The sequence below is a fragment of the Mesorhizobium alhagi CCNWXJ12-2 genome (assembly GCF_000236565.1).
GTDB classification, from domain to species: domain Bacteria; phylum Pseudomonadota; class Alphaproteobacteria; order Rhizobiales; family Rhizobiaceae; genus Allomesorhizobium; species Allomesorhizobium alhagi.
The window spans coordinates 1-3,850 of the sequence record NZ_AHAM01000153.1 but is presented as its reverse complement, the minus strand read 5'-3'; the positions used below and the strand labels follow the sequence as shown (position 1 = coordinate 3,850).

2 protein-coding genes are annotated in these 3,850 nt (G+C 59.1%); one reads left to right on the top strand and one right to left on the bottom strand.

From position 1 onward, the window contains the following. Positions 1 to 1,709 precede the first annotated feature (1,709 nt). The gene (locus MAXJ12_RS18225; RefSeq protein WP_008837416.1) at positions 1,710 to 2,753 is read right to left on the bottom strand and encodes an IS110 family RNA-guided transposase; all 1,044 of its coding nucleotides are present in this window, start codon (positions 2,751 to 2,753) and stop codon (positions 1,710 to 1,712) included. Between the two features lie 290 nt (positions 2,754 to 3,043). Between MAXJ12_RS18225 and MAXJ12_RS18220 the strand changes: the two genes are divergently transcribed. Further along, a partial coding sequence (locus MAXJ12_RS18220; protein ID WP_008837415.1) for an MHYT domain-containing protein occupies positions 3,044 to 3,850 on the top strand: 807 nt, incomplete at its 3' end.

Below are 3,850 nucleotides of genomic sequence, written 5' to 3'. Positions count from 1 at the left end.
AAAATCAATGGCTTGCGCTCGGAAATAGTAAGAAGCTCCGTTTAGTGCACGAGCATCCTGACGCCACAGAAGCCGATAGGCGCGCGCTGGCCTTTCATTCGGCCGAATCCTTTTTTCGGAGTCACGGCATCTGACCGGCGGCTCCATGAGTTGACGCTTCTCGGTCATGCCACGCCGAATCTCTTCGTGATTTCGCTGGTGTCAAACAGCCGACACGTGCCGGTGCTACGTATCATCGACTTTGCAGGGAGGTCCGAAAATGCTGCACGTCGACCCTAAAATGCCGGCGACGGTTTTCACACTTTCCCCTAATCACGGCAACAAAACTGTGACGACGCGCGTCCGCGGCACGAGCCTCAAGAATGCCGTCCGGTTCGTCATGGAACGTCTGCCAAACGTGGAAAGATCGCGGTCTCTTATCCGGACAGCGACGCATTCACTCTATTTTGCGGAGATTGAGCGCTCAACAGGCGACCGGAATTTCTCGATGAAGACACTAGCCCGACAGCGGCGACGATGGGACCGAATTGACCGGTTTAGGAAGAGAGGAAATGGGCGTGGGAAGGTTCGGTATTCCGGTGAGGGTTCAACTCAGTCGCATTGAAAGGGATCGCATAGTTGCGAACACCAACGAGGCGGCGCAGATCCTGCTGCACGCGTGGCCTGTGACGGATAGCGAAAACGTACTGACGCAATGAAGGCCTGCGTTGAGGTAGGGTGGGTAAGGTGGCGCGGAAGGGGTTGTTGTGGCCGCGAGAGAAGCGCGGGATTCGCATGAGGGCATCGAGTTGAACGTACGCCAAGCAACGCCAAAGCGATACTATCTTTGACAAACCGGGTGCCGAAGATAGGGGAGTTATCGGAACTAAGAATAAGCGCACCCGTTTTTCGATGGACCCCGTCCACAGACGGTGAATCGGCAGGCGTTTCCCTCGCACGTCCTATCCGGCTCGATTTTGTTCGACCAGCGCCTGGTACTAAATGGTCAAGATTCAGCGCATGAGGGTCGCAGATTGGGCACGCCCGTGTGGCGGGGAAGTTAGGAGCGGAAACGCTCTCGTCCGTTTAATTCATTCCATAACGATCGCAGAGTGGCGGGGAGCCGATCTGGTTCCTGAAGCACAGCGATGACGAGGGCGCCACAGCAGATCGCCACGAATGCGAATATCGTAGAGAGTACAACGTGTCGACAAGACCAAGCATTCCAACGCCTCCGCTGTCTCGGATATCAAGGACAAATCCGCATTCACGCAAGGTCAATTTGGATAGGTGCCGCCACTCTCCCCCTAATTCTCGCCAATCGGACGAGTTGCTGATTCAATAGCGCCCGCCTACGGCCCGAGTCGCGTCGTTGTCGTGGCCGAAGTGGAGATCATCGGCGAACACCAGCGGACCAGCGACCGTTTCCATGCACACCGTGTTTGTGCCAGCGTCATATGTGGAACGGCCCGCGGTGCAAGGGCTTTTTCAGTCGCTTCACATATGGGAACGGTGCGGTCATATGTCCGGCCTATATAGCGCGGTGCGTGACCGCTGGCCTTGATGAAGTCCGCGAAACGAGGGGCTAATCAATCAGACGCGCTTTAAGCGCATTGACGCTGCGGCCTCACTCGTCCCGGGATTTCGTCCCATAGGTTCATCGTCTGTTATTGCACCTTGCCCTCTGCCGGCCCTCGCCGGTCAGATCGTTTTGATCGTCACCGCGTTCGTCAGATGGCTCTCGCGGTCATGGTCAGCGGTTCCGGGCGCTGATAAATCCCGCCCTTGTTCAAAAGCGCCCAAATAATGCGCGCCATCTTGTTGGCAAGCGCGATCGCGGCGACCTTGAACGGTCGTCTGGCGAGCAGCGCTTTCAGCCACGGCCGCGCCCGATCGTCCTTCCGCGCGATCCGTAGCACTGATGTTGCCCCGAGAACGAGGAGACAGCGAAGTTCGGGATTTCCCATCTTTGAGATGCGCCCCAACCGCTCCTTGCCCCCGCTTGAGTGCGGTCGTGGCGTCAGTCCCAGCCAAGCGGCAAAGTGACGGGCCGACTTGAAGCCATTGGGATCCGGTACAAGCGCCTTGATGGTCGCCGCAGTGATGGCGCCAACACCGGGGATGGTGGTCAGGCGACGCATATCCTCGTCACGCCTCGCCGCTGCAACGATGGCGCGCTCGAGCCTGTCAATCTGGTCCATCAAGGCTTCGATCTGATCGGCAATTGCCATTAGGGCGAAGCGTGCTGCAGAAGGCAGGCGGGGATCTGTCTCATCCCGCACGATCGCGACCAACGTCGCGACCTTTGCCAGGCCGGCGGCGGTGATGATGCCCAACTCAGCCAGATGCGAACGCAGGGCGTTAACCGCTTGCGTTTGTTGTTTCACGAGAAGGCCGCGGCTCTTTAGCATCATCGCTTCGGCTTGTTGCTCAGCCGTTTTGATCGGAACGAACCGCATGGTCTTGCGGATTACGGCCTCGCTGATGGCCTCAGCGTCCGCCGCATCCGTTTTACCGCGCTTGACGAAGGGTTTGACATAAGCCGGTGGAATGAGCCGTACGTCATGGCCAAGAGCTGCGATCTCGCGGGCCCAATAGTGAGCGCTGCCACAGGCTTCTATTCCGACCAGGCATGAAGGCAATTTCTCGAAGAAGCGCAGTACTTCGCCGCGTCGCAGTTTCCGGTTGAACACGGGCGAGCCTCCGGCGTCCGCACCGTGAACCTGGAAAACGTTTTTGGCCAAATCCAGCCCGATTATGCTAGCATGCTTCATGGAACGGTCCCTCCTTTGTGGCGTTCGAACAACGACCACGTTTAGCACTTTGATGCTGTCGGAGCGGGCCGTTCCACCACATCAATCATGTTACGTCGGTTTCTGCGGGGGAGCCTCTGGTCATCAGGAGCAAGGCGCCAGCACCTCAACTTCAGGTCGGCCAGGACCATAGCGTCCTTCACGACCTTCGGTAACGATGATCAAACCGGGATTTCACCATAAGCGGTTTATTCAAGTTTTGGCCGTAGATTTCTCGCCCAAACGGGGATTGTCCTGATTGGGGGAAGAGCATGTTGAAAGTCTATACCTGCATCGCGACGCAGCATGACTTGCGTTTGGTCGCATTGGCCGCCTTGATCTGCGCTCTGGCCTCCTTCACGGCCGTCAACCTCCTCCACCATGTCGGACGCAGCGAGCGCGAAATGCGACGGATCTGGCTAGCCGTCGCCGCCGTCGCCACCGGCTTCGGCATCTGGGCGACACATTTCATCGCCATGTTGGCTTTCCAGCCCGCCGTGCCGAGCGGCTACAACATCGCCTTGACGATCCTGTCGTTGCTGGCCGCGATCGCATTGACCGGGACGGGTCTCACGATCGGCATCTCACCGCGCGTCCCACATGGACGCTGGATCGGCGGTGCGACCGTGGGAGGCGGCATCGCAGTGATGCACTACACTGGCATGGCCGCTTTCGAGATCGCGGGCCGCATCGTGTGGGATGTGCCCCTCGTCGCCGCGTCGATCACTCTTGGTGGGCTGTTCGGCGCGGCCGCATTGCCGGTTGCGCTTCACGCCAACACGGTCAAGTGGAAGGCGCTCGGCGCCCTCGTGCTGACGGTGGCGATTTGCAGCCACCATTTCACTGCGATGGGCGCGGCCGCAATCATGCCAGACCCGCGCATTGACATTTCCGCAACGGCGTTGCCCGCGGAATGGATGGCGGCTGGCGTAGCCCTCGTTTCGATCGTCATCATCCTTTTGGCCGTTATCGGCCTCGCCCTCGATGTGCGCGATCTCCGTCGCGCCGGCGAAGCAGCGCGTATGCAGGAGCTGGCCGACGCGGCCGTCGAGGGGCTGATCGTGTGCAACGAAACCGAA

Coding starts and splice junctions, on each gene's coding strand:
- MAXJ12_RS18225 (WP_008837416.1), bottom strand. CDS start 2,753: ATGAAGCATGCTAGCATAATCGGGCTGGATTTGGCCAAAAACGTTTTC.